At 48.2% G+C, this 22,882-nt stretch carries 21 protein-coding genes; 10 read left to right on the forward strand and 11 right to left on the reverse strand.

Translation table 11 applies throughout. The features are described from left to right. Positions 1 to 5 precede the first annotated feature (5 nt). On the reverse strand, positions 6 to 1,418 hold the full coding sequence (locus tag EU556_RS14590; protein WP_135434890.1) for a toxin-antitoxin system YwqK family antitoxin: 1,413 nt from the start codon (positions 1,416 to 1,418) through the stop codon (positions 6 to 8). A 172-nt stretch (positions 1,419 to 1,590) separates the two neighbouring features. Between EU556_RS14590 and EU556_RS26840 the strand changes: the two genes are divergently transcribed. Further along, positions 1,591 to 1,839, forward strand: coding sequence for a helix-turn-helix domain-containing protein (locus tag EU556_RS26840; RefSeq protein ID WP_135434891.1), 249 nt, complete (start codon positions 1,591 to 1,593; stop codon positions 1,837 to 1,839). A 99-nt stretch (positions 1,840 to 1,938) separates the two neighbouring features. On the opposite strand, the gene EU556_RS14600 is transcribed toward EU556_RS26840, so the two are convergent. Next, positions 1,939 to 2,841 (reverse strand): hypothetical protein, encoded by a 903-nt coding sequence (locus tag EU556_RS14600; protein ID WP_135434892.1) that lies wholly within the window; start codon positions 2,839 to 2,841, stop codon positions 1,939 to 1,941. 523 nt (positions 2,842 to 3,364) lie between these two features. On the opposite strand from EU556_RS14600, the gene EU556_RS14605 reads away from it, so the two are divergent. The 3 genes from EU556_RS14605 to EU556_RS14615 all read left to right on the forward strand — a co-directional run bounded on the left by EU556_RS14605 (position 3,365) and on the right by EU556_RS14615 (position 5,683). Continuing rightward, positions 3,365 to 3,550, forward strand: coding sequence for a hypothetical protein (locus EU556_RS14605; protein ID WP_135434893.1), 186 nt, complete (start codon positions 3,365 to 3,367; stop codon positions 3,548 to 3,550). 59 nt (positions 3,551 to 3,609) lie between these two features. Beyond that, positions 3,610 to 4,926, forward strand: a complete 1,317-nt coding sequence (locus EU556_RS14610) for a hypothetical protein (protein ID WP_135434894.1) — start codon at positions 3,610 to 3,612, stop codon at positions 4,924 to 4,926. A gap of 328 nt (positions 4,927 to 5,254) precedes the next feature. Beyond that, positions 5,255 to 5,683 (forward strand): hypothetical protein, encoded by a 429-nt coding sequence (locus EU556_RS14615; protein ID WP_135434895.1) that lies wholly within the window; start codon positions 5,255 to 5,257, stop codon positions 5,681 to 5,683. A 63-nt stretch (positions 5,684 to 5,746) separates the two neighbouring features. On the opposite strand, the gene EU556_RS14620 is transcribed toward EU556_RS14615, so the two are convergent. The 4 genes from EU556_RS14620 to EU556_RS14635 form a co-directional block, all read right to left on the reverse strand. Beyond that, on the reverse strand, positions 5,747 to 6,604 hold the full coding sequence (locus EU556_RS14620; protein WP_135434896.1) for a hypothetical protein: 858 nt from the start codon (positions 6,602 to 6,604) through the stop codon (positions 5,747 to 5,749). A gap of 14 nt (positions 6,605 to 6,618) precedes the next feature. Continuing rightward, complete coding sequence (locus EU556_RS14625) at positions 6,619 to 7,449, reverse strand: DUF488 domain-containing protein (protein ID WP_210116294.1); 831 nt, start codon at positions 7,447 to 7,449, stop codon at positions 6,619 to 6,621. Positions 7,450 to 7,628: 179 nt separating this feature from the next. Next, positions 7,629 to 11,006, reverse strand: a complete 3,378-nt coding sequence (locus EU556_RS14630) for a sacsin N-terminal ATP-binding-like domain-containing protein (protein WP_167855588.1) — start codon at positions 11,004 to 11,006, stop codon at positions 7,629 to 7,631. 580 nt (positions 11,007 to 11,586) lie between these two features. Next, positions 11,587 to 12,783 carry a hypothetical protein gene (locus EU556_RS14635; protein WP_135434899.1) on the reverse strand — a complete coding sequence of 399 codons (1,197 nt, stop codon included), beginning with the start codon at positions 12,781 to 12,783 and terminating at the stop codon, positions 11,587 to 11,589. An 804-nt stretch (positions 12,784 to 13,587) separates the two neighbouring features. Between EU556_RS14635 and EU556_RS14640 the strand changes: the two genes are divergently transcribed. Then, positions 13,588 to 15,390 carry a hypothetical protein gene (locus EU556_RS14640; RefSeq protein ID WP_135434900.1) on the forward strand — a complete coding sequence of 601 codons (1,803 nt, stop codon included), beginning with the start codon at positions 13,588 to 13,590 and terminating at the stop codon, positions 15,388 to 15,390. A 422-nt stretch (positions 15,391 to 15,812) separates the two neighbouring features. Here EU556_RS14640 and EU556_RS26350 read toward each other — a convergent pair whose 3' ends face one another. The 5 genes from EU556_RS26350 to EU556_RS14655 all read right to left on the reverse strand — a co-directional run bounded on the left by EU556_RS26350 (position 15,813) and on the right by EU556_RS14655 (position 19,543). Next, positions 15,813 to 16,211 (reverse strand): hypothetical protein, encoded by a 399-nt coding sequence (locus EU556_RS26350; protein ID WP_210116295.1) that lies wholly within the window; start codon positions 16,209 to 16,211, stop codon positions 15,813 to 15,815. Between the two features lie 12 nt (positions 16,212 to 16,223). Beyond that, positions 16,224 to 16,697 carry a hypothetical protein gene (locus tag EU556_RS26355; RefSeq protein ID WP_210116296.1) on the reverse strand — a complete coding sequence of 158 codons (474 nt, stop codon included), beginning with the start codon at positions 16,695 to 16,697 and terminating at the stop codon, positions 16,224 to 16,226. 62 nt (positions 16,698 to 16,759) lie between these two features. Then, the gene (locus EU556_RS26360) at positions 16,760 to 16,984 is read right to left on the reverse strand and encodes a hypothetical protein (RefSeq protein ID WP_210116297.1); all 225 of its coding nucleotides are present in this window, start codon (positions 16,982 to 16,984) and stop codon (positions 16,760 to 16,762) included. Positions 16,985 to 16,996: 12 nt separating this feature from the next. Beyond that, positions 16,997 to 17,830 (reverse strand): HNH endonuclease, encoded by an 834-nt coding sequence (locus EU556_RS14650; protein ID WP_135434901.1) that lies wholly within the window; start codon positions 17,828 to 17,830, stop codon positions 16,997 to 16,999. A 99-nt stretch (positions 17,831 to 17,929) separates the two neighbouring features. Beyond that, positions 17,930 to 19,543 carry a competence protein CoiA family protein gene (locus EU556_RS14655; RefSeq protein ID WP_135434902.1) on the reverse strand — a complete coding sequence of 538 codons (1,614 nt, stop codon included), beginning with the start codon at positions 19,541 to 19,543 and terminating at the stop codon, positions 17,930 to 17,932. A 313-nt stretch (positions 19,544 to 19,856) separates the two neighbouring features. Between EU556_RS14655 and EU556_RS14660 the strand changes: the two genes are divergently transcribed. The 5 genes from EU556_RS14660 to EU556_RS14680 all read left to right on the forward strand — a co-directional run bounded on the left by EU556_RS14660 (position 19,857) and on the right by EU556_RS14680 (position 22,864). After that, on the forward strand, positions 19,857 to 20,021 hold the full coding sequence (locus EU556_RS14660) for a hypothetical protein (protein WP_210116298.1): 165 nt from the start codon (positions 19,857 to 19,859) through the stop codon (positions 20,019 to 20,021). A 121-nt stretch (positions 20,022 to 20,142) separates the two neighbouring features. Beyond that, positions 20,143 to 20,493, forward strand: coding sequence for a hypothetical protein (locus EU556_RS14665; RefSeq protein ID WP_135434903.1), 351 nt, complete (start codon positions 20,143 to 20,145; stop codon positions 20,491 to 20,493). 12 nt (positions 20,494 to 20,505) lie between these two features. Continuing rightward, a complete protein-coding gene (locus tag EU556_RS14670; RefSeq protein ID WP_245327682.1) occupies positions 20,506 to 21,204 on the forward strand; it encodes an SCO family protein in 699 nt (232 codons plus the stop codon). Continuing rightward, the gene (locus EU556_RS14675; protein WP_135434904.1) at positions 21,201 to 21,641 is read left to right on the forward strand and encodes a c-type cytochrome; all 441 of its coding nucleotides are present in this window, start codon (positions 21,201 to 21,203) and stop codon (positions 21,639 to 21,641) included. The genes EU556_RS14670 and EU556_RS14675 overlap by 4 nt, the downstream gene beginning before the upstream one ends. Before the next feature lie 260 nt (positions 21,642 to 21,901). Continuing rightward, complete coding sequence (locus EU556_RS14680; RefSeq protein ID WP_135434905.1) at positions 21,902 to 22,864, forward strand: enhanced serine sensitivity protein SseB C-terminal domain-containing protein; 963 nt, start codon at positions 21,902 to 21,904, stop codon at positions 22,862 to 22,864. Positions 22,865 to 22,882 lie beyond the last annotated feature (18 nt).

Raw genomic sequence — 22,882 nt, forward strand, 5'->3', positions numbered from 1 at the left:
ACTGCTTATTGAATGGGTCTCCTTTTTAAGTCTTGTGTGAAGAATACCTCTGGTTTGATATTCACCCGATAGGTTTTATTCAGCTCATCCACAAGCGCATTTACTTGGCTTCGGAACGTTGCCGGCTCTTCTGAGGTCGTCAGCGTAATGGGCATTATCCCTGTAATGTTCGGCAACCAAAATTCAGTGGGAATGATGTATACCATCCCGTTCTCGCTCGTGCTTCTACCAGTCGAAACGTTGTCCATGTCGTACCGCTTTTGTGCGTTGTTGAACGCCGACCGAATGGAATTCAACATCTCTTGTTTCAGGTCTTCGTTCGGCAGAATCCGGTTCGTAGGTGCAGGCATGTTGTACTGAGCCAGCGTTGTCTTGTCGTCTTCTCTCAGCAGACAAGCACACGAAGAGCCGACGTTTCCATCCATCTTCAACAGTACCGCTTCCTGATGGTCATCTACGTGGTTATAGTCGCGGTTGAATTCACCACCCAGCGGGTAGACATTAATTTCAAGAGCTTTATCGTCTAATTTTTGACGCAGATAAGCGCGGATTACCACTCCCCGGTTCGAACTCAGAACATACATCGCACGCCGGCTCTCCATCTCCTTGGAAGCTTTTCGTGTGAGTACACCCACGTCAATGTATTTGACGGGTTTATTTACCTGCTTCCGGGCATTAACATAGTAGACAATGGTGTCGAGCATCTCCCTTCCAGCCCGATTCAGAATATAACTATCCTGATAAAAGCCGATGCCTCCGGTGTCGATGTCCCGGGTTGCGTACCGGATTCGTTCCGCATTGTCTTTTTCCCGCTGGGATTTAGCTAGTGCTTCGCTGTTCCTTTTCCGCTCCTCATCGGAAATGGGTGGTGTGGGTGGCGCTATTTGCACCGGAGTTATTTTGTCGGCTGCTGCCGATATCTCTGTTCCTACAAGCTTTCCGGTCGTAGTATCGTAACGGTCAGTTTTTAGCAGTTTACCACTGGCATTGTAGTATACTTTATATGCTAGCTTAGATTCGTGTAGATAGGCTGACCAAATACCTGTTTTTTTTTCATTGGTATAGGTGCCGATTAATTTATAATCAGGACGATTCGCGAAATAATCAGGAGTCCGAAAATTTGAAAAATTATTGTTAACATATTCGATAGCAGCACCATGCAGAACCCCATGAGCGTAAGTTAAGCTTTGGATAACAAATCCTTTTTTATTGTACTGCAGATACTTGCCATGCCGCTGCCCATTGGCATCTTCTAGCCACCGCTCCTTCACCCCTATTCGGTTGCCCGCTTCGTCCACAAAATAGGTCTTGGCGGGTGGCGACGCAGTTTGCGCATGCAGCAGTGAACTAGTAAGTAACAAGGGAGAGGCACAGGCAGCAACTAAGAGCCAACGGCGCAATGCCGAAATCGGAGTCATGTATTAGATGGAATAAAGTGAATTTAGGTAGCACTAACACAGCCATAGCAGTCCACAGATGGGCTTAGGACTTCACCTGCTTAATGTTTAGTGGTCAAATATAGGTGCTGGCGCCCAATTTGGATACCTCTAAGTATCCAACACAACCAACTAGCAGTCGGACCTTGCTTCGGTGAACAAACGGGCGAAGAACCGTAAAGGGATTGAAGCATTCGGCAGCCATTTGCGGCAACTCCGCGAGCAGCGTAACTTATCCCAACAAGCCATAGCTGATATAGCAGACATCTCAAAGCTAACGGTGCAGCGCATCGAGTTGGCAAAGGTCGCCGTGACGGTAGACGTTCTGATTTCGCTGGCACATGGACTGCAGATACCCATGCGAGAACTAATGAACTTCGAGCTACCGACTGAGGAGCGCTAAACTTAAGTTCGTACCAGTATCTTCGCTTAACCTGATATTTTAAATCGAAAAGCCCCGGTAAGTCAGACCTGCCGGGGCTTTTTGATTCGAGTAGATTCTTTACGCCGCGCTGTCTAAATCCGAGAAGAGCAAATCACCCTCTGCGCTGAATATGTATACGAACCTGCCTACTTTATAAGCATTCGTATCGCCCAACTCTCGTTCGGTCACACGCTCGTACCTGCCGTGGTTGATAACCAAAAACTCATCCAGCATAATCGGTTGCTCATAGTGACAGACAAGCATCATGTGAAAATTATACGACCCATCTGTGTTTTCATGCAGAGGTAGGTACTCGTTCTGCATCGCATCGGGTATATCAGCTAGCGCATCGGCTTGCCGGTTTATCTCCGCCATAACCTGCTTGTTGTCGCTGCCCCAATAGCGTCTCGCCTCAGCTTCGAACGCATCGATGATGTCGGAATTTATCTGCTTGAAATGCTTTGCCCACTTGCCCAAGCCGTCAGAGGCTTGAAAGTCGGTTAACACGCCGTCTACGAAATACAGGTACAGCCCAAGCCGCTCCGAGTAAAACACGCCGTCCCTTTCGACTCCTTTCATCCCTAAGACCCGCGCCAAGAAGGAAGACGACAACGATTTGTTTTTTATTCCATCATTTAAGCTCGAACTCACACTGTAGCTGTTAATCAAGTCTCGCTCTGTGAGGTGCCTCGTAAAGTGGGTGAGGCTATTCTTATTGATGGTGGTCACGGTTTTCTTTGTACCGACCATAATGATGTTCCTTGAGAACAACTCGAAGATTATCCCGCGAATTTCCGAATCGGGGTCATTGTCGCCAAAGTAATAATGAATCTGGTCTGGGTGGTAGCCCATGTGCTTGCCCAAGTCGTTTATTGAAGCGTTCGGAGGCGCGTCTGTCAATTCTTTGAACTGCGCACCGTCCGGCACGAACATGCCAGAGGACTCTCGTGATTCTGGTCTCAAGAAACTAGAAATACCCATGATATAGAAGCTTTTGAGCTAGCAATATAAGTAATCGGGAAACTCATCAGCATGATTATACTAACTTTTTTAGCCGTTCATTACTATTAAATTTGGCTCAAAGTACTGCGCTCAGGTAAGGGCTGTATTTAATCAACCCAACTGGACAGAAGGATGCTAGAAAATGCGAGGAGATAAGAGGAGAGTGTGACTAAAGAAGAATACATCGACTGCAAAATGTGAGGTCATAAGAGAAGGGAGTTATACTACAACAGATACCTATTACCAATAATGCATAGTGCCCTCGGCTATAGCTTCCCTTCTAGCCCATACCTGAAGCGAGCCGCCCCCGCCCCGCAGCCCCAGCGGAGGGCGGATTAGGGAGGCGTGGCGTGTAGCACGAGGGGGCTGTCGCCCTAGATAAATTATTTATTTCCAATTGTCCCATCAGAAATAAACAAACCGATAAATACTTCTATAAAGCCAGTCCAAACGTCACATCACGTCCCGTGACTTGGATATATATTCTAAATGAAGCTTACCAATGAACACCATTAAAATCAATGACGTCGAGTACGTCTCGACCCGTGATATAGAGCGTGCCTACGGGCTCAGCCGCAATAAGTGCTGGAAGATTCTGCAGAGCCTAGACGAGTTAGAGTTCATCACCATCGTTCGCCTGCGCTACTACCCGGTCACTCTCATTGAAGCGAAGTTCAGCTCGTTGTAAAAAATTAAAAATCCCGGTGCCTGCTCGAACAAGCGCCGGGATAAAAATAAATCTGAGCCATGCCCGCCCAATTAGGTATACCAAAAGAGGGAAAAGTTGTCTACTCGACTGAAAAAAAGTCACTTTTTATTCCCGAAAACATTGATTTAACAACCATGCTCGGCAAAAAAGAGCTGAAGCAAATCGACAAGTACTACTTCTTCCCCCACCAACTCTACTTACGCCGCGTCACCGATTCGCGGGTGAGCAAAGCAACTCGAATTCCAGTTAATTATAGCCTTTTGGAAGAATTTTTAACTACCCGTCACACCAGCAAAATCATCAAGTTCTGGCTCGACGCAGGGGTGATAGAAACTCTGACCGAAACCAAGGAAGTCACGGGTGGAGACTTTTTTGAGCCAGTGCAAACCGTTACTCGGATTAAGCGGTCGTATGCGGCGGGTTCACGTTCCATGCGCTACAGATTCACTAAAGCGTACCGGGATGTAAAAACCAAAAAGGTCGCCATCGTGGACCATAAATTCGCGAAGAAAATGGAGCGCAAGCGCAAGGAGTCGAACGCCAAGCTCGACTTGACCTACCCCGCGCACCGCCATCTGCACTTCTGCTTGCATGAAATCAAAATCGACGCGAAGGCAGCCTATGCCACGGCTCACAAGGAGAACAAGCGCAAAAAATCGAACGAGTGCTACAACAAGTGGGTCGCCAGCATCCACGCCATTGAGCAACAAGAGTTTTTCATCAGCCGTGATAAGACCGGCAAACGTATCCACCAGAACTGGGCGAACCTAGCTACGAAGGTCAAGAAGCACGTCTACCTGCCAACCGGCGAGGAGTTGGTTAACGCCGACATTCGCTGTTCCCAACCACTTATGCTGGCTATCCTGCTTCGGCAGCATTATAATACCGCGTCCATGCCCGTCAACATAGCGGACTATATTAAGGAGTGTGAGCAAGGTACGCTTTACGAAACCTTAGCCAACGAGGCGGGCGTCGCCATCACCGACCGCAAGAAGTTTAAGCGCGGGTTTTTCAAACGGGTTTTGTACGGACGCAACGAAAAAGCCATGCTTACGCAAGAATGGCAGGTGTTCGACCGTCTTTTCAAGGACGTAGCAGCCTACGTGGTCCGGGCAAAGGCAAAAAGCCATAAGGCGCTGAGCCACGCTTTGCAGCGCATGGAGTCGGAAATCATTATCGACAAGGTTATCGCCGGCATCGCGGCGGACTACCACCCTGAGCACTACTTTGCCTTAACTATTCACGACTCTATTACGGTTACACGCTCGAACGAAACTAATATTCAAAAGCGTATGCTGGACGCCTTCACCAAGTACGGTGTGCATCCAACAATTTCCATTGAAAACTTCCAATGAATTAGAACTACATCAGACTCTATCAACTGAGCGGAGTTATATTTCTACATATAGCGAGCTATTCAACAAAATATATTTTAATTAATTTATTAAAAAACAATTCTAAAAACGCGGCTATAACCAGCAAAATTCAGCAGGTTGTTGCCGCGACCTTTTCCAAATACTTCTCTTTTTAAAGAGAATAGCCAACCCTGATTCATCGAGCGGCAACTCGGTGGGTCGGGGTTTTTCTATTCATCAAGGAGTGGTCGCTTGCAAAATAAAATGTAGCGACCCCGCATCGCGAGGTCATAATCGACTTCTAAACTTAAAAGACAACAACACAGACATGGCAAAGAGAAAGACTTACCTGAACACGAAGGCGGCTCACCGATTTTTAGCTGAACTAGAACAGCTCAAACTTCAAGGCATGATGTGTCATCCATCCGGTTACAAATCTTTTGAATGCGCTATCCAAGACGACGACGACGTATTCATTGCTTACCACTATGGAGGTGCTCGGGAGGATGGAGTTAAAAGTTACCGTTTCATAGTAATTGGCAATCGTGACGGCACGACGGTGCACGATTACATCATCGTACGTGGGCATGTGCTCGGAGAGAAAATAGAGAAATTGTTGGGATTCAAAGCCGGGCGTAGCCGCTTCAGGGAAGAAGAGGAACCAAGCCGCGCAGTTTCCGTTGCCGAGTTGCTGAGCGTCCTCCCTACTCACGCCAACGTTTTGCGATATAAGCTTAATTTGCTCATTGCCGACTAGCAAGAAGCCCTAGCATCAGTTGATGCTGGGGCTTGCGCTGTGTAGGTGTTACTTGTGACTAGGCTAGAATAATTCTAGCTGTCCAGCAGACTTTGGTTTACCCGATATCTTGACCAATTCATCTTTCTTGGGGCAGAAGACACCGATTATGGAGAATGGGTTGGGATAATTTTTCACGTGCTCGGTGAGACGCGTACCGAGAAAGAAATACAAGTCCTTCTGCGTAGTGAACTCGTCCATGTATTTGGCTCTTACCTTCTCGCAGGCGAGGCGTTCGTCATTGTCAGAACTGCGTAAACAATTCCAGTACAGGGCACCAATCTCCCAGTCTTCAATCATCAGGGTGCTCTGTCTGCCCGCCTCGTCTTCGAAGGTGTAGTGAAATGTGTACGGTAGCTTTTTTACGACCTGAACCGAGTCGCCTTTTGGCTCAAATAGGCTTTGTTGCTTGAGCGCCTGCAGTTTTTCGGCATCCCACTGCCGCTCACATGGGCGACACTCGAATTTCACGATGCGGGCGGGTTTAAATACGGCGAGTGAAGTTGGGGCGGGGCGCTGCTTCGAATGCCTCGAATCCTCGATGAGCTGGGTGAGGTTCGTGTACACATTGCGGAGTACGGTTTCCTTGCGCTCAGCCCAGTTATTTTGGGTTCCTACCGAGGACAGGATGGTCGGGACCTCATCAATTGTGCGGGGGCGGTAGCTCTCCTTCCGGATGTCGCCCTCGTTCTTGAGCAAGTCTATTTCAATCCAGTCGTATTTCTTGTACTGGTTGATGTAGTCCATGCTCCTGAACTTGATGGGAAAGATGCGAATCCACGTCCCATCGGGCAGAAAGCCGGCTGTACATACCAGTTCGTCGTATTTCTTAGATAGTGCGGGATAGGTCTTAACGGCGATAAGGACTTTAGTTTTCGGCATAATGGGGTGCTAGCTCATAAGTGTTTCAAAGGCACATCAAAATTGGGGCGGTTAACCAATGCGTGGGCAACACGTCCCCGGTGACACTGGCAATGCGATGCTTCAAAGCAAGTTAAGGTAACACGTCCGTAATCAGCTAGTAACTTCTCAATTTTATCCAGCCCCGCGCCCTGATGTACCAAGTGGTTGGCTTCGTAGTCGGCAAATAATTCATCGTAATCGCGCTGGGTGTGCAGGCTCTGCCGCTTGCTGCTTTCAATGCCTAGCTCGGGGAGGTGCACATACACGATATCCAGCGCGTCACACACTTTCTGTAGGGTACCTTTCGAGAAGCCTACCTTCTGGCTCAATGGGTTGCGCCGCACATCGCACAGCACTTTCACATCGTTTATAATCAGCTTGTTGAAGTACTGTTCCAATGACAAGCCCTCGTAGCCCATTGTGAACAAAGTCTGAGCTTCTTTTCGAGGCACCTGCTGCTGCACCTGCTGATACTGCGCCGTGGTCAGCACCCGGTCGGCAATACGGCTCTTGATGGCGTAATATGGGTAGTTGACGTACGTCTCCTTTATCAGTTCATCCGAGGAGAAGCCACCGTATGTCCTGAACACGTGGAGCACGGCTGACTTATCCTCGGGTTTGAGCTGGCTGGTAAAGCCATGCTGGTTGACCAACTCGTATTGCGTCTCGGACTCGCAGATGTACCCGTATTTGTGCAGGGCGCTGATGTCCCACGCGATTTGGTAGGAGTAACAGCCATAGTGGTAAGGCAAGAAATCGAAGGAGCGCGCCCGCTGATGGCGGGATACGAGAAAGAGTATTTTCTGCAACGACAGTTTCGACAACTGCCCCCCAAAGCATTCAAGGACTGCCAACAATACCTTTCTTCTATAGAACATCATGGCGCAAATGTACGGCTAAAATACATACTAAAATTTTTAGTAAAAAAAGTCATACCGCCACGCTCAACCAAATATATTAGCAAATTTTTAGTAAAAAAGCATAGCGGTGACCGGTGATACGGCTAGAGGATAGCAGCTTTGATGTCACGAATTAGCTCTTCAAAGGAGTTACGACGGTCGTCGATGAATTCGTGGGTGACGAACACCTTGCTTTGGTGCAGCGACGATACATCAAACCAAACGGGTGCGTCAGTCTGGCTGTACAGTTGCTCAAAGTGTTCTATTTCTTTAGCAATAGGCTCCATCGTTGCCTGCAAGTCCTTCACGTACGTCAGCTCTTGCCTAACGTGTTCCGCAGTCACATCTTCGGCGCGACGGTCGCGCCCCACTACGCAGAGGGCAAAGGGTTCCTCATCTTTAGCCGCTCGCTTTGCTTGAGACTGCGCCAACCGAATGTGTTGAGGATTGTCCTTCTTGAAGGATTTCAGCTCTAAGTAGAAAGCTTTATTGGTAGCAAGGTTGCGCACGGCAAAATCGTAGGAGCCAATGCCGTGGTAATCGATTTGCGCTACCGTAGCTGTAGTACCAGAGCCGGGCTCAATAACTACGGTAACACCGGCTTCCAGTAGGGCTTCTTTGAAGGCTCGCTCCATCTCCGCTCCGATGCTCTGCAGGAACCTGAAATTGTCAACCTCTAATTCCAATTGACTCACAAAACGAAGGGCTCGGTCCAGCACGTCGTCGCTACTATTCACCAGCTTACGAAGCTTGGCTACCTTACCAGAATCGGCAATTGCCACTAAGTCATCTATCTGCTCGGGCTTTTCGAATAGGCGCATTGCCTGTTTGCTATTACCGCTATTAGCCACCGTTAACGTGAACCAATGGGTTGTCAGCCGTTCACTGAACTTACCAAGGTATTCGCCTGCCAATATGGTATTCTGCGTCGAAGCCCGACACCAGCCAATCAGGTTTAGCAACGCCTTGGTGTGTTGCTTATACTCGTCTGCCCTTAGTAATTCGTCAGCTATCGAGGCGACGATGCTGCCCAAATCAGCGAACGTGTAGGGCTTAATTTCAAGGTCGATGCCTTTTGCCAGCAGTTTGGGTCGCCAGTCCTGCGTACCATCTAGCTCTTTGAGAATGTCGAGAAGCTCGTCATCCAACGGCAGCTCGCGGGTACCTGCGCGGTACAGGTCCTCGTAGGCGCACAGCCGCCCTTCCAGCTCTTGATTGGGCACGATGTTACCGTACTCCAAAAGGCTTTTGAAACGGCTGCCTTCCAAGAATTTCAGGTAGCGCCCCAGCCAATGCCGCGCTGCATCAGGGGACTCCATCCGCAGCTCGGCGGCTAGCCCGACCAGCGTTCCTGCCTTCTCGATGGTCTCGTTCAGGAGCATCGTCAGCAACTGAGTTGCTTTGTAGAAGTCGAAATACTGCAGGCTTTCAACTGTCTTCGGTCCCCCTTCAACGTGTAGTAAGTCCTGCACGAACTGAAAGAGCTGACTGCGCAACGTAGTATCGTCGGCGTTGGGCGAGGTTAACCGCAGCAGGTCAACCAGAATTTGCTGGGCATCGTCACGTTGTAAAAAGGCTGATTCGAGCGCATCGGTTTTGTGCTGCGGTTCTTTCAACTTGGTGTTGATTACTGTAGAAGCGTCACGTAGCGCCCGTTCTTGGTGCGTGTAGTTGGGTAGCTCGATGTCGCGGCGCAGCAGCTCATCGCGCCACGGTAAATCGAGCTGGTGTAGCACATCGAGAACGGGGGCGGGAATCAGTTCGTCGGGGCGCTCCACAAACAGCTTCTCATTAAGCAGCCTCAAATCCCCAAACTGGTTTGGCACAACGGGGAAAGCTCGGAGCAGACTCATCAGCTCGTGCTTGGCTAGATAGGCGTAAAGGGCATTCAGCCAGTCGATGCCCACCTTTTCGTCGCCGCCTGCTGCTATAACCATCGGTAACGCTGCCAGCGTCTTCTTCTCGCCGACGAGCTGCAATAGATGTTCAACCTTGAGAAATATCGTCTCCCCCCAGCTTTCCATTTCTTCTTCGACGCCCAACGCCTTGCTCCACATCGGCAGTAGGTCGCGGCGCGGTACGGCATCTTTGCCCAGAAAGTCTACGGCAAGCTCCCACAACGCCTCGTTGTCTTCTTGCTTAGCGTTGGCTTGTAGGCGCGGGATGCGTACTTGGCGCAGGGGTACGACTGTGCCGGCTTCGGCTTCCGTCTCGACAAGGAGCAGGTCGAGCAGCTCATGCCGCCAAGCAATTTGCAACTGCTCATACCACTTACGTGCATCGGCGTCCAGCCCGTCGCCCGGTACTTCGGGTACGCGGGTATTGACTAGCACGTAGCGGTTGCACACGTTTTGTTCAATCAGCCAACGCGTAAAATCGAGAGCTGCCGCTTGGGCGGCAACGAGCAGTGTACGGTTGCGCTGGATTTCCTTATCCTCGGTGGCGTTCAAGAATATACCGTCGCGGCGCTCGTTCGGGTAAAACTCCGAACTGTTCAGAGCAAAGGGAAAATGGAACCGCTCCGAACCAATCAGCGGAAAGTCACGGTACAGCACCGGTTGGTCAGGACGTGGCGGCACCAATGCGGGCGCCGTAAAGTTCGTCACTTCCGCCAGCAGACGCAGCTCGTCGGTTTCGTAGGCGTAGAAATGCCGCCGTGTAGGTTCCGCGCCGGGCGTATCGGCACTGCTCGTGATGGTGTAGCCCGTTATATTTCCGTGGTGCTGTACCGGTTCCACGTCGAACGTGATTGTAGTGCCGTCGAGCTGCTTTACCTGCACCAATTTGATTTTCTGCCTCGGGATGTTGAGCAGGGCGCTGGGCAGCGTTAAAATGAGGTCGGCAATGCCCGCTACAGCGGCTTCTTTGTTTTCGGGCGTTAGCAGCTCGTAGCTGAACTCCGTGTCGAAATCGGTTTCATGGCGCCGCTCTTCGTACTCAGGTTGAGGAGGAAAGGCATCGTCGTTGTCTTCGAGGCGTAGCACTTCCAACGATGTGGCGCGGATGCTTTCCAGCAGGGCTTCGGCGGTGTCGCCCGAGCGGTCGAGGAGCAGACTGAACCGGCGGTATCCCCTCCCCTCGCAATCCACGATGCCCGTTACATTGATTGTAGTGGCAAGCAGGTGGGTGCTAATGAAGCCCGTACCCCATTTGCCGGTTTGTTCTTCGTCACTGCTGTCCGACAATTTCGAGCTGACCTGCTGAATCAGGCATGTCAGGTTATCGATGCTGAACGGGTTGCCGTTATGGCGAAACCGTAGGTGTGTGGGCATGTGCTCTACCACCACGCTCACGCGCTCAAACCGGTTGCGCACGTCCTTAGCGTTTTGCAGCAGCTCCCACACCCAGCGCCGGTTCGACAACTTTTTGTTCTGCCGCAGTTCCTTTAACGTCCGAAAAATATCCCGTGCCGACAACATATAATTGTTGCGGTTCATGCTTTTCTGCACGGCAGATTCTTGCGCAAGAAAATCACTATTCATAATACTATAAATCAAAAAAGCAGAAGGATTGAAGAGAAAATTTTGAGAGATGAATACCCAATACCAGTTAATAAAATAACTATTAGCAGCTTGAGTTATGGTAGAGGCTTCCATCTGTGTGCACCAGTAATATTTGACTGACATCCAAAGCCATTCTGTGGCTTTTCGGATGTTTCGACTGTGATATTACAAAGCGTACATTGATACTTGAATTTTCCTGACTCCCCAAGGAGCGCCAAACATGCAAGATACCTTGAGGACAATCAAGTCGAGATAGCGCCGTATTCTTTATGCCTATTTTCCACAAAAAGAGCAGTTTCATAATTTCACAAGTTCTTGACTAACTTCTGAGCTTTAAATATAGAGCAGTAAATGAGTTAAGAGTATTACGCCATTTATGTCTTCCATGTACAGCTGAGCGAAGTATAGCGTGTTGGGAGTTTCATATCTAGGTCTCGCGCATCGCGAAGCAGTTCTATCGCTTCATTGAACGAATTTATAACGAGGTAGCAGGACTACTACACGGTGCTAAAAAAGTCGTTCTCGAGACACCTTTAGAAAAGTTCAAACAAACTCATACCTATTCAAGATTAAATGCCATAAAGTGATTATTTAATGATATATTCCGGTTTATTGGAAAAATATTTTTAAAGTAATTAATTATTAATCTCACAATTGGAGACAATCCTCCTGTCACCATAGAATTATAAGGTGAAGAACCTAATACCATACCTGATATAGCACCAATAGAAATTCCTATAGCTGCTTGTTCCGCTGTATTTAATATTTCCTTAAGCACGGGAGATTTATGCAGTCTAGATTTGATACCTGAATCCAACTCTTTGAATTTCGATTTTGCAATATGCATAAATTCTCCGCCTTTATCAGAGTAAAGTAATTCTGTACTATACAATTGATTCAATATACTATGAGTAAACTCTCTCCATATATGAAACGCTTCTTCTCCTTCCCTAATATGTTTTATATCTTCAATACTTACGGCATTTATTCTTATTCCACTTATTTGCCCAACAACACTACTCATAAAAGGCTGAATAACATCCGCTGAAACAAATGACTTTTCTGCCATCCGCAAAATTCCCGCATACACTCCAATGTATTCTTTGCTTGGAAAGTATAAATCAATATTATATCCCAACCTACTTACAAGGTCTAAGTCTTTTAAAATAGTATGAGATTTAAATTCAATATCCTTTTCAGGCAACAACACGTACTCGTTTAACAATAAAATTTCTTCCTCATTTAAAATATATTGACTGTCATCCATAACACCAACTTTATTATAAGCAAAAGGCACTATATAATTTCTTTCTATAAGAGGCTTCATTTGCGCATACTCATTTAAAAGGAATTTTATTGCTGGAATGCGAGCGTTGGAGTACTTCGATGGAGCATAAGCAAAATAATCAGTTAAGTAGATGAGCGGGTCTTCAAATGAAATAGAGTGCGAGTACAACAAGTGCTTTTTGCATATATCGATGAGAGGAGAGCTGGTTGGCGCGTTGAAGTTATAATTAAGTGCGTTATCAAAATGACCTCGCACATACCATTGTATATCGTTTCCTATACCGTAGTGTGGTGATAGAAACGGTCGGACAGTATTAGAAGGCTTTTCAGGAAAATCGTAAGAAGAATAATAGTTATTTAGATTATGGCTTAATTCTCTAAGCATTGTGTGGGTTAACTCTACTTTGCTCAAATTTAATGTCGTAAGCTCGAATCCTAATGAGGTTTCAACAGTCTGCAAAAAATTCATGATTGTTTTCTAAGCGTAAATTACGACCTATTTTGAGTCAGAAAAACGACTATTAGTGCGAATCAATAATACAGCAATCACACTCTTATTCCTCGTCCACCGTGTATTCAACCCCGTGTCGGTTTCCAGAGTAATAGTGCCGTCCCCGTTGTGAGTCTGGTCAGTAATGTGGGAGTGGTCTATCCAGCCGCCGTTCTCGAAGTTGATGCGCTCCACGTTGTCGTTCGCATCGTGCTTTACGTCGAGCGTGTAGTCACTGACAGTACCCCTGTTGGGGCTATAGTAATGAACATTCCCACTGCCTGACTCATCATCGTCGCTCTCCTCATCATCGGAGTCATTGTACGCTGTGCTGGCGCTGGTCTCCTTATAGTCTGAGTCATCCGAACCGCTACTGTCGCAGCCTGTGAGGGCAATACAACATAGTAGGACAAGAGCACAGGGTAGTAATTTTAGCATAAGGGGGGGGAGAAAAGTGATTCGTGGCTCGCAGCTACAGGGAAAGTACATATTAAAGGCATTAGACGTTGAGTCCTTGTCAAACGGCAACACGTAACGTCTAAAGTTTATACTTTTTTGTAATTATCGACTGAGTCTCTACCTTATAAGTCTTACTTGCGTTGGCAAGTACATCACCTTGTGTCATCTTTCGCGACACACCCTTCCAGCAACTTCGCATTCCTGTGTGACCGTTTCTACGCACGCTGCAATCTAAGCCATGAAGTTCAATATTATCTCCTCAAAACTCCATTGAAGAAGTAACTGCTGATATTTCAATCTTTCGCTTTTTCACACATCAAGTATATGAAAAAACTTAAAATTGAAACGTTTAAAATATGGTTGTTATTGAAGCAAAGAGCTATTATAATAACCACATTAATTGCAGCGATAGCAGCGCTCATAGGCGATATTAAAACAGTTGTTGAACCACTGTCATCACTTTTTAACAACAAAATTAGTGTGAAAGGCATTGTCATAAACAGTGACAATACCCCCACTGAAAATGCCCGAATATTATTACTGCTTTATAGAAATAATAAAACAGATAGCTTAAATACTTTTTCTAATAAAGAAGGATTATTTTCATTTAATGATATACCATACAAGAATTTAGACAGTATTGAAACAAAAGTATTCTGGAGATACAAAACAGCATTTTACAAAAGAAAATTTGATAATAATATTAATGAAAATCAATTCACTATTAAATTACCGAATAAAATAAATAACACAAGAGCTAATCCATTGTCTTTTTCTTACTATAATCTAAAAGGATTAAGTTTAGATTTTCTACTAGAAGGAAAAATTGAACCTGCGTGGGAAGGCAATTTATCAAAAAATCCATATATTATTAAAAATAATGTTTTTAATACTTTAGACACGATAAGAACCAAGTTTCATGTCCTTTCAACAGATACACTCTATCATGAATTATATACAGACTTGGAAGTCAATGGGGAGCAAGAAAGAGTAAACGTGAGTAAACGACCAAAACTATACACAGTTGGCACACATGATTTTTCTGAAGACTCATTCCCCGGATATGATTATTATCCTTCTGCAGACTTCCAAATAGAAGAAAGTGAGGCTCTTCATTTCATAAATGAAAGCATGAAAGACAAGCTAAAAAAAGATTACCATATTTCACATAGTTGGTTTCTCACTAAATCTCAACTTACCAAGTTAAGAGAGTTGGAACTTAAAAGCAATACTAATACAACTAATCTAACCAACGATAATTCATACCTTAACAATACGAATAAATTACTAGACTTTTTGATTTTTATTACAAAAGACAATTATCCAAATAAGTTCATCAAAGCAAAAATTGCTTCTCAGGGAGATGAATGCGCTGATTTAGGATGGACAGTTACCATAGTCCCTCCTTATCTTTCGCTAAAAGCTGCTTTATTAGAAAACAGAACTAAAAACGACTTATATATTGGAGAATTCTTTTTAAGAAATAATAACACCAATAGACTAAGAAAAGAAAACACAAGCCTAGATTCTACCTACAAATTAGTCAATATTGAATACCCTTCAATAGGTGTATTAAAGCCAAACGAAGCAATTATAATTCCGTTAAAATTAATATTAACAACAGCACTCAAAGAAGAATTTAGTTTTGGAACTTCTTTATCAATCGAATCCATAATTATCAATGACGATGTATACGCTGTCAGAAAAGAAAGTACACAAAACCTAGTAATCAGAAATGGTCCCATAGAAAGTGGAAGTTGCCCATATATATATACTTTTTCTAAAAAAAATAATACTTGGCTGTTAGAAGACCACATACTGTATGGCTACGATGCCAAAGAGAAAGAAAAAGAGCACATACTTAAATTGAAGCGGTTTAATGGGCAACTTCAAATTCGTGAAAATGACCCTGAAACGTCATTCATAGACTATATATATGTTAAGCAAGTTTTACCCAATGGCAGAACAAAAATCCTCAAACCTAAAAACCTTAAAATCAACAAAAAAGACAAAAATTATTTAATACTTAATAAAGGCGACAACATTTTGATTGATTTTTCAAAAACAGAATTAGATAATGGCACATTTTTCATAATATCACACGGATATTACATTAAATACAAGTAACATGTGGTTTTTATTTCTAAAAACTACGTGAAAGTAGAATAACCGAATAGATGAAGGACAATAGTGGCTCCGGTAAAACCTGAGACTGTTGTAAAATTACTCTGCAGTAGTATCACCCTAATTGCACTACTAAGGAGCCGCTACACCCTGTTGGGAACACCCCGGTCGCGATGGTAAGACAACGCGTACTGCGGAATTCGTAGGCTGGTTCGCGTTCGGGGCGGCACCGCTGGGATTGCCCAGTGTCAAATGCTCGTCACGGCTAGCTGTCGGGGTGCCCTGCGCGGGAGCAGGAGTCTCCTTGGGGGAGCACGCCACCAGCGAAGCAGTGAGCCAAATGCCCGCAACAACACGGTACGCAAAACGACAGGTACTCATTTGCTAAAGCAATGTTAACGGTTCAAAGGTAGCTTCTTCGTGCCTTAAAAACGGGAAACGTAGCGGGCGTTCGACACGTCCTCGATAAATTCGATGGCGCGTTGCGCGAGGCGAGAAGCAAAGCCGGATGAGTTTGTTAACCCCGCGAACCGCAGCGCCGCATCCTCATGCATGACCCGGCTCAGCCTTGTCGACTTGCCATAATTCTCATAAGCGGTGATGAAGTGCGGCTCTGCATGGCGGAGGCGCTCCCCCGAAGGAACGCGGTCGCGCTTGACACGTTGGTTGAAGTTCCGGTCCACAGGCAGCAGGTTCCACAGCTCGTTGATGGGGTACACGACTAGAGGAAGCAGGGGGTCGAGGTCGTAGTGGTGCGGGTAGGTTAGGCGTTTCTGCGTCCACGGGCAGGTGAAGGATACCCGCTCGTGCAGGAGAATGTCCACTTGGTTGCGCTCTCATGACAACGGACGGCGGTTGTCGGGGCGGGCAGTGGGCAGGAAGTAAACTGCCCCCCGGGTGACCGGGCGGGTAGGTTCCTGCACAACGCCCTTGGTGAAGAGGCTCCATTCGTGCAGGCACAGGGCTTCGATGTAGAGGGAGAGCCGGTGGAAGGTGTGCCACAAAGTGGCAGCTACTACCACGCAAACGTCCTCAAAGCGGGTACCGAGAAGAGGCAGCACCGAGGCGGGCAAGCGGTCAAGACGGTCTGGCTTGGGAAACACTGACCACTGTTGCTCGCCCGCATACTGAATGGGCTTATTTACTGCCGCTGCAATGGCGGCTATGGTTCGGTCGTAGGTTTGTCGGAGCGTGTTCGAGTAAGTTGCCCGCCGCCGAGGCGTACGCATCTCGGCAAATAGGAAAAAGCCATCTGACGGTTCGCTCCCGGTCAATACGGCAACCTCCCACTCGGCGCGAAGTTGCGTCAACTCGGGACGAAAGTTTACGTCATTACGGAGTATACCGTCCCGCATGGCGCGGGCACCTTACCTTAGTAGACGGGCTGGTGCAGGTCCATGAATGCCCAGTAATACGCCGCCCACAGCTCCGCAATGCGCACGAGAGGCACGGCAACATCTTGGTTGGACTGCGCCAAACCGGGATACGACAGCACCAAGTCATTTAGGGCACGCAGCAATGCGACTTTGTAGCTCGTGGTCTTGGTGTCGTGTTTAAGAATGGTAGCAATGACTTGCTCCCCAGAGTTGGACGCCATGTTTGGTGTGACCTAGGATTTATTTCGGGCATGCTCAATCATGGATTTTAACTCATCTATTGACAACAACCTGTCTCGCTGACGATGGACAATACAATGGCAGTTCGCACATAACACTGTAAGGTCAGTGTAGAGATTTACTAATCTGCGGTCCTCAAATCCAGCCAATGGATTGAGATGATGAACATGGATATATTCCGCAGCATACTCGCCATAGAACGCTTCGAAGTTAAACGTACAGGCAATGCATGTTAAGCCGTGGATTTGAATGGCGCGTTCTCGTAATGACCGGTCCCGCTCTATCCGGTTCGTAATGACGCGGGTACGTCCTCCCTCTAATCCAAAGGCGAAGGCTTCTGCGGCAACGTTGGGAGACTGCTCATAATCGTGCAAAACGGGGTTAAAAGAAGCCCCTGCATGCTGCAATATACTCTCAATAACGGGACTGCTAACCGCTCTCACACCCTTCTGCCAATAACTCCACCGGGCGTTCCCCGGTGTGAAATCATTTAGCTGAGGCACCGGCTCGAAGTACTCTCCGGGCGCTTTAAGTACTGGGACAGCTCTTTGGAAGGGGCTGTATTCAGAAAAAGTGCACGAGTAATTTCCCTTTGGGACTTGTGGTGGTATAACCTCATCTACAACTCCAAAGGCAAAGTAGTGAGCGGCATTAGTAAGGGGGGACACCCGCGGCGTATTAATGCCTGAACGCCGCTTGCCTGTGTAGAAAACCACATGGGTTCGAGGCTGCAGAAGTTCTACCGCATCCTTCAAGCGGTATTCATAAGATATACCGGGTTTATCCTCGAATTCAGAATCGTCATTGATTACGATGACTGCTGGCATAGTCTGATTTGTAGTAAAGTGGAGGTAATAAATTACTTGATAAGAGACCTTGTTTTCTCAAGCTCAACCTGCTCCACTTTATCCAAAAAGTTGTCCAGCTTAAGCCCAATTTTTGTAAGCTCGCGAGTCAAAAGCTGCTTTAGCTTTTCTGATTCGGCGGAAAGTAACGAGCTCTTCTTCAACAGCATCGAGAAGTCTCCCTGCATCAAGAGTGTCGCGAATTCGCCTGCTGATATTGGATGTTCCTTCACCATCTTCGCTCTCAACAGCTTTAACTGAGTCTCTTCCAGCTCGCTCAAAGTCTGCTCGCATTCCTGCTTCACGCTCAGCAGTTTCTTGTCGCAATTGCTCTTCAGCAAGCTCAAATTCTTTTCGAGTTCCCTCCTGAAGTTGTTTAAAGTGCTCTGGTAGTCCCGCTCTGCGCCGCTTAAGTCCGTCCACAACCTCCCGCTCTCTTCGCGCTGCGCTTTCAAGTCCGCCTTGCTCTGCGATAAAAGCTTGTTCCAGTTGCTCTGCTTCTGTAACAATTCCCGCTTCGCGCTCTTCAAGCGTGCCTCCACCTGTTCCAGATTGAGCCAAGTCTCCTGTAATTCGGTCAATCTCTGCTTGGCAGTTTGGTCGGTAATCTCTTTGTGCTGTTGTAATACTTTTTCTTTTTCCAAGATATCGCTCTTCCAAGTCGCGACTTTCTCTTTTAAGCTTGCGCTCTTCTTCTGCAACGCCTTCTTGCTCTCTAGCAAGTCGCTCTTGCTCCGGTCTAAACCGAGCTGAAATTGCTCGGACGTGCTCAGCCTGAACTGTTCGCACTTCTCCTCCAACTCGTTCTGCATTCTCCGCAACTCGGCGGATTTCTCCAATAATTGCTGCTTGAGCGGCTCTATACTGCTCTGAACCCACGCACTTTCCAATTGCGCGTATAACATTTCCAAGCTGCGACGCTCGGCAAGCGTAAGATTCTTCTGACTTAAGAAGCTGTCTTTGGAATTCATCAAGAGGTGGTACTCTCTCTCCACCTCCCTCGGAAAGTTGTAGGTACTTGGCTTGTTCTTGCTCATTGTTATATAGCCACTTTGCGCGAATTGACTGATAAAAAGCGTTTTCGATTTCAGCGGGAGAATCTTTAGGTATGGATACTTGCACGGTGTCAATGCCAAGGCGCCATATTTTGACTAGCTTCTCCTTGTCTACTTTATGTGTGGCGACTACTTCAATCAGCAAGATGGGCTTGCCCTCGGCGTTGAAGAACGCTACGTCCGGTTGTATTAATAAATGCCGTCCGGTAGACTCGCCAAGGTCAATATTGCGCCCCCATTTGACTTCCCCGGCTTCATTTTCGAAGAACGGTAACTCTATTTCGACCCGCGCAGCATGTATTGTGTAAGCTGTTCGAATGAGACGAGGATGCCCTCCCACCCCATTGGATGGGTACTTATATACTGCGGGCACACGTATTTGACGAATCCGTTGCAGCGTTTCTTTAGCAAGTATGTGCCGGTGTGTTTCATCCGAGAATGTACACTTACCCTTCAGTTCGATGTCTTTAGGGTCATGAGCGAAATGATGCGCATACTTTTCCCCCTTCTTAGCCTGCATCTCTCGCCTGCACCCCATACAGTAGTAGCCCCTACGCCCGCTCTCAACCTCAGAGATGTGCTTGACTACATCTTTGATGTCATAGGCGTAGACATTGTTTTCGTGTGTAAGAAATTCCATGTGCAACCGGACAGATGATAGAGGGCTGTGAATTTACGGGTTCGCCGCCGAGTTTAAAATTACTTTGTGCGCTTCGCAGCCACGTTTATTACTGAGTTTAACAGCTTGTATGACCACACAGAAAAGTGCAAAATCTAAAGCAGACCCGTCTGTATCAAATAACGCGATAGTGGCTAAGGCGTGTATCAAATTTTCGCCTCTTTTTTGATACAAAGCACTATTATTACTCTAAAAACTTCATTTCGCCGCTCCTAATGAGGTTTCATTAACCTTTTTCGACTTCGCCTATAAAGCCAACGACCGAAACGTACGCTTGCTGCGCCGTCATTACGCCGAGGGCAAGTACCAGGGGAGCGGCCGGGGGCTTATCCTACTGGTGCTTGCGGTGCTGTTGGCCCTGGGAGGCTTGGTAGTTTGGGGGGTGTGGGAATTGGGCACCACTATCTGGCACTACTTCGCCCAGCACCCCTGGCAGTAGAGCCAGGCCGTGGCAAGGCAGCGCAGTTGGCTTGGCCCGCGTAATACTCGCGGCCCAGCCTTACCTTTGCGGCGTGAAAATGCTTCGATACCTGCCATTGCTTCTGCTATTTTCTTCGTGCTTGTCTTTACAAAGTGATGAGCAGAAGGCCGAAGCCGCCGAAAAAGCCGTGCTGGCCCGCCACGATGAACTCATGGCCCAAATGGATCAGCTCTACGACCTGCGTCAGCAACTACAGAAAACGGCTCCGGCAGATACCGTTATGGCGGGCCGCCAGCGCCGCGCACTACTGGCCGCCGACGCCGGAATGATGACCTGGATGCATCAGTACCACCGGCCGGCCGACACCACGAAGGTGGAGCGCCGGCTGACGTATTACGCCCAGCAGCAGCACTATATTGACTCCGTAGGCCACCTGTTTCGAACTAGTATCGACTCGGCACGCTTGTTACTAAAAACAGGTAGCCGCTAATTTTATTTCTTCATGAACATTCCGTTTCTGCGTAGCGTAGGCCATCTCCTCTTGTGCATGGTAGTAATAGCCAGCGCAGGCCTCACGCTCCCAGGTTGCACCCAAAAACCTACCCAGGAAACTCACCTGCCCTACTTAGGCGAACCAGAACTAGTAGCTAGCACTGCCGGAGCCGCGCCTGATACTGTTCCGTATACCGTTCCCTCGTTCACCCTCACCAACCAAGACCGGCAGACCATTACCAACCAAACCTTTGCTGGTAAAGTCTACGTCACCGATTTCTTCTTTGCCACCTGCCCCAGCATCTGCCCCAAAATGCAGAGCGAACTGTTGCGCGTATATGAGCAGTTTAAAGGCAACCCTAATGTGCTGTTCCTGAGCCACACCATCGACCCGGCCCACGACTCGATTCCGGTGTTGCGCGACTACGCGGAGCGGCTGGGTATCAAGGATGCGTCGCGGTGGCATTTTGCTACGGCTCCTCACGACACCATTTTTGCCCTGGCCCGGGCTTACATGACGGCTGCTCAGGTGGATAAAGGTGTTGTAGGGGGCTATGCTCATAGTGGCACGTTTGCTCTCATCGACTCCCACCGCCGCATCCGAGGCCTGTATGATGGCATGGAAAAGACGGAGGTTGATCGACTGATTAAAGAGCTGCCCGAGTTGCTGAAGGAAGAAGCTAACGCCCGCGCTACGGCCGCCAAATGAGCTACCGGCGGCCTGCACTTCCCAAATCTGGTGCCGTAGCCATGGTGCTAGGCCTGGCTGTTGCCCTGGGCCTGAACGGGTGCTTTACCGAGCGTCGCAATGAAGGAGCCCAACTCTACGCCTCGCACTGTGCCAATTGCCACGGCGAGCAGGGCCAAGGCCTCAAACGCCTGATTCCGCCCGTTGCGGCCTCCGACTACGTGGCGCAGCACCGCGCCGATTTGCCGTGCCTGATCCGGAAGGGCATGCGAGGCGTGGTAGTAGTAAACGGGGTGGAGTACAACCAAGTAATGCCGGGCCACGACGACCTGACGGATTCCCAGATTGCCAACTTGCTCAACTTTGTGCAGCAAAATTGGGGCAATAAAAATCAGGCTTACACTATCCACGAGGCCTCTGAGTTGTTAGGCCACTGTAACGGCAGCGACGGGCAATAACCCTAGCGTTGAGGATGCTTATGGATAACCTATAGTCCGCAAGCTAGGCCTATTACCATCCTAGGCGCTTTGACAGTGCGAGCATTTCGGCTAACGTGCAGGCCTAGATAAATGGAGAGTCATGGCTAGCCAGCAACTCGGGAACTGCTTATAGCAGCCTACGGTTTTTTATTTGCTTTTAAGAGGGATGATCTGTGTGCTTTGGGCGTGCATCTTCCCATATTCCTCCTTAGCTTGCAGCTTCATCTGTTTGTTTTGTTATGGGTCTATTTGACTTTCTAAAGAAGAAACCGGAGGATATTACTCCGGCGCCTGCTTCTACTTCCACCCCCGCTGCTTCGCCCTCTCCGAGCGCGGCTGATGCACCTTCTGGCCCACGTTACAAGGGCTCGAATTATCAGATGCCCACCCCTCCCGCCCCGGCTCCCATGCCCCAGATTCCGCCGGCGCCCCCCATTCCAATTCCTCAGACTCCCGATCTGGCCGCCTTTGAGCCTCGTAATATTTTAGAGCAGTTGCTGCTGCAGGCCGCTACTGATCCGGCTTTCCGTAGCCCCTTCTACCAGGCGTTGTTGGGCGAAGAAGTAGTAGTAGTTATGGCGCCTAAAGAAGATCAGGAGCCAGGCGAGATTACCCCTACTGAAGGCATGGAGATTCAGCTCCAGGTTTTGCACGACGGTAAAATTCCGGTTTTCACCTCGGCAGAACGCATTTACGAGAGTGGCGCAGTACCCGCCGACTCAGTAACCTATATGCGCCTGCGCGGCCACGATTTCTTCTCGATGGTGCAGGGGGCGGAGTGTGCCCTTAACCCATTCTCGCCAGTGGGTAAGCTTCTGGCCGTTGAAGAAATTCAGGCCCTGCTAGCTGGTCAGCTGTTCGAGGCTCCCAATCCACAGGACGTTCAGGTAGCACTGCATCAGCCAGCCGAGGAACCAGTGGCCCTGAAAGAGGCATTGCGCGAATACGCTGCTGGCCAAGACCACATTCACGCCATTTACATGGCGGAGATGCAAATGCAGCACAACCCCGAAGAGCGTCGTCTGCTGCTGGCTTTCCACACCGACCAGCAAGACCCTGCTTTCCTACAGGATTTGGGACCGGTTATTCAGAATAACATTGGTGAAGCTCAGTTTGTGGACCTAATGCTGGTTGACCCCACTTCGGAAGAGCCGCTCGTACAGTACTTGCTCACGACCGAGCCCGTGTACCAGCGCGCGTAGCTTTCTGCTACTAGCCTA

The sequence above is a fragment of the Hymenobacter fodinae genome, from assembly GCF_004745825.1.
Taxonomy (GTDB): domain Bacteria; phylum Bacteroidota; class Bacteroidia; order Cytophagales; family Hymenobacteraceae; genus Hymenobacter; species Hymenobacter fodinae.

Coding starts and splice junctions, on each gene's coding strand:
- EU556_RS14680 (WP_135434905.1), top strand. CDS start 21,902: ATGGGTCTATTTGACTTTCTAAAGAAGAAACCGGAGGATATTACTCCG.
- EU556_RS14635 (WP_135434899.1), bottom strand. CDS start 12,783: ATGAATTTTTTGCAGACTGTTGAAACCTCATTAGGATTCGAGCTTACG.
- EU556_RS14620 (WP_135434896.1), bottom strand. CDS start 6,604: ATGCCGAAAACTAAAGTCCTTATCGCCGTTAAGACCTATCCCGCACTA.
- EU556_RS14650 (WP_135434901.1), bottom strand. CDS start 17,830: ATGCCAGCAGTCATCGTAATCAATGACGATTCTGAATTCGAGGATAAA.
- EU556_RS14630 (WP_167855588.1), bottom strand. CDS start 11,006: ATGAATAGTGATTTTCTTGCGCAAGAATCTGCCGTGCAGAAAAGCATG.
- EU556_RS14615 (WP_135434895.1), top strand. CDS start 5,255: ATGGCAAAGAGAAAGACTTACCTGAACACGAAGGCGGCTCACCGATTT.
- EU556_RS26360 (WP_210116297.1), bottom strand. CDS start 16,984: ATGGCGTCCAACTCTGGGGAGCAAGTCATTGCTACCATTCTTAAACAC.
- EU556_RS14670 (WP_245327682.1), top strand. CDS start 20,506: ATGAACATTCCGTTTCTGCGTAGCGTAGGCCATCTCCTCTTGTGCATG.
- EU556_RS14590 (WP_135434890.1), bottom strand. CDS start 1,418: ATGACTCCGATTTCGGCATTGCGCCGTTGGCTCTTAGTTGCTGCCTGT.
- EU556_RS14640 (WP_135434900.1), top strand. CDS start 13,588: ATGAAAAAACTTAAAATTGAAACGTTTAAAATATGGTTGTTATTGAAG.
- EU556_RS14610 (WP_135434894.1), top strand. CDS start 3,610: ATGCCCGCCCAATTAGGTATACCAAAAGAGGGAAAAGTTGTCTACTCG.
- EU556_RS14600 (WP_135434892.1), bottom strand. CDS start 2,841: ATGGGTATTTCTAGTTTCTTGAGACCAGAATCACGAGAGTCCTCTGGC.
- EU556_RS14655 (WP_135434902.1), bottom strand. CDS start 19,543: ATGGAATTTCTTACACACGAAAACAATGTCTACGCCTATGACATCAAA.
- EU556_RS14675 (WP_135434904.1), top strand. CDS start 21,201: ATGAGCTACCGGCGGCCTGCACTTCCCAAATCTGGTGCCGTAGCCATG.
- EU556_RS14605 (WP_135434893.1), top strand. CDS start 3,365: ATGAACACCATTAAAATCAATGACGTCGAGTACGTCTCGACCCGTGAT.